Genomic DNA, 2,818 nt, shown 5'->3' with positions numbered 1-2,818 from the left:
TTTCTAAACCTAATCAATCTGTGTGGACACTCATCGTAAGTATCTTCGTATAAGGAGGTGATCCAGCCCCAGGTTCCCCTAGGGCTACCTTGTTACGACTTCACCCCAGTCATGAACCACAAAGTGGTGAGCGTCCTCCCCGAAAGGTTAAACTACCCACTTCTTTTGCAGCCCACTCCCATGGTGTGACGGGCGGTGTGTACAAGGCCCGGGAACGTATTCACCGTGACATTCTGATTCACGATTACTAGCGATTCCGACTTCATGGAGTCGAGTTGCAGACTCCAATCCGGACTACGACGCACTTTTTGGGATTCGCTCACTATCGCTAGCTTGCTGCCCTCTGTATGCGCCATTGTAGCACGTGTGTAGCCCTACTCGTAAGGGCCATGATGACTTGACGTCGTCCCCACCTTCCTCCGGTTTATCACCGGCAGTCTCCCTGGAGTTCCCGACATTACTCGCTGGCAAACAAGGATAAGGGTTGCGCTCGTTGCGGGACTTAACCCAACATTTCACAACACGAGCTGACGACAGCCATGCAGCACCTGTCTCAGAGCTCCCGAAGGCACACCTGCGTCTCCGCTGGCTTCTCTGGATGTCAAGAGTAGGTAAGGTTCTTCGCGTTGCATCGAATTAAACCACATGCTCCACCGCTTGTGCGGGCCCCCGTCAATTCATTTGAGTTTTAATCTTGCGACCGTACTCCCCAGGCGGTCTACTTAACGCGTTAGCTCCGAAAGCCACGGCTCAAGGCCACAACCTCCAAGTAGACATCGTTTACGGCGTGGACTACCAGGGTATCTAATCCTGTTTGCTCCCCACGCTTTCGCATCTGAGTGTCAGTGTCTGTCCAGGGGGCCGCCTTCGCCACTGGTATTCCTTCAGATCTCTACGCATTTCACCGCTACACCTGAAATTCTACCCCCCTCTACAGCACTCTAGTTCACCAGTTTCAAATGCAGTTCCGAGGTTGAGCCCCGGGCTTTCACATCTGACTTAATGAACCACCTGCATGCGCTTTACGCCCAGTAATTCCGATTAACGCTCGCACCCTCCGTATTACCGCGGCTGCTGGCACGGAGTTAGCCGGTGCTTCTTCTGTTGCTAACGTCAAGATGCGCAGCTATTAACTACACACCCTTCCTCACAACTGAAAGTACTTTACAACCCGAAGGCCTTCTTCATACACGCGGCATGGCTGCATCAGGCTTTCGCCCATTGTGCAATATTCCCCACTGCTGCCTCCCGTAGGAGTCTGGACCGTGTCTCAGTTCCAGTGTGGCTGATCATCCTCTCAGACCAGCTAGGGATCGTCGCCTTGGTGAGCCATTACCTCACCAACTAGCTAATCCCACCTAGGCATATCTTGACGCGAGAGGCCCGAAGGTCCCCCTCTTTGGCCCGTAGGCATTATGCGGTATTAGCCATCGTTTCCAATGGTTATCCCCCACATCAAGGCAATTTCCTAGGCATTACTCACCCGTCCGCCGCTCGACGCCCATTAACGCACCCGAAGGATTGTTAGTGTCGTTTCCGCTCGACTTGCATGTGTTAGGCCTGCCGCCAGCGTTCAATCTGAGCCATGATCAAACTCTTCAATTTAAGATTTTGTGACTCAACGAATACTGACTTCAAAACTAATATTCATCGCTCTTTCGAAAAAGAACATGAACATGTAATTCTAAAGCTATTACCATTCCAACAGAATGGTAATGAATTGACTGTGCCGAATAACTACAAGTAGTTAAACGTATTGGTCACTCAGTTCATTGAAATCAATTTTGTTACCGAAGTAACTGTTACTACCTAAGTAATAACGTTTTGATATTCATCAACGAGTGCCCACACAGATTGATAGGTTTAAATTGTTAAAGAGCTTCTCTTCGTTGTGACTTACATCACTTCGGAAGAGGCGGCCATTCTAGCTATTTAATTCTCAGTGTCAAACACTTATTCGGAATTAATTTCTACTTTTAAAAAGTAAAAGCGAATCATCGCTTAAAGCTAGTTGCCTTACTAACATTCTTCGCTGAAGCCTTATGGCGTCTGCCGTGTCAGTGAGGCGGCATTATAGAGATGCAGCTCTCATTGGCAAGCATTAAATACGTTTTTTATTTAAAAAAGAGGTTAAGTGAAGATATTTCAACCAAGGGCTTATTTATACAACTTTCAACCCAAGTTTCGAACAAACTACCCACAAGAACCTGTGGATAACTACTCACCATTATCAAAAAAGTAAGATAAACGAGCCCTAGGGTTTAGATATTCTCTAACTTGCTCCGGTAACTTGCTTGGATGAACTGCATTGACAATTTTTATCTCTTTAGTAAATAGGTCAATGATCGGGGCTTGGGTTCTTGGAACGCTAGGATCATAGATCAGTACGTTCGGATAAAGCATATGTTTGGCATTAACCGAAATCACGATTCCAATTGATTCATTGGAAAGCTGCACGACAGTACCCGGCGGATAGACTCCCATGAACTTAACCAATAGACTCAAATTATCCTGACTATATAGATGTTTGCAGTTCTTATATAAGTGGGACAATGCCAAGTATGGGATCATTTGTTGAGATTGCGCTTTACCATGACAAAGATTATCGAATGCGTTAGCCACTGAAACTATTTTGGTTAGTTCATCTATCTCTTCTTCTTTTAAGCCTTCAGGATAACCAGAGCCATCATTCATTTCATGATGTTGAACGATTACTTTTTTGGCACTTTCAGGAAAGTCATCAATTCCAGAGACAATATCAGCACCATATTTCGTATGAAGTTTTAGGTAATTCTCTTCCGGTGCTGTCAGCGTACTC

1 protein-coding gene and 1 rRNA gene are annotated in these 2,818 nt (G+C 46.3%); both read right to left on the bottom strand.

Features of this window, described 5'->3' with window-relative positions; all coding sequences use genetic code 11:
- Window positions 1–50 precede the first annotated feature (50 nt).
- Window positions 51–1,605, bottom strand: a 16S ribosomal RNA gene (locus tag AB4653_RS06080).
- Window positions 1,606–2,217: 612 nt separating this feature from the next.
- Window positions 2,218–2,818: HD-GYP domain-containing protein (locus AB4653_RS06075; protein ID WP_372103583.1), on the bottom strand; the 601-nt coding region annotated here is incomplete at its 5' end.

The organism is Vibrio sp. 10N.222.48.A3 (genome assembly GCF_041475345.1).
Taxonomy (GTDB): Bacteria; Pseudomonadota; Gammaproteobacteria; order Enterobacterales; family Vibrionaceae; genus Vibrio; species Vibrio tasmaniensis_A.
This window is presented reverse-complemented; position numbering and strand designations above follow the sequence as displayed.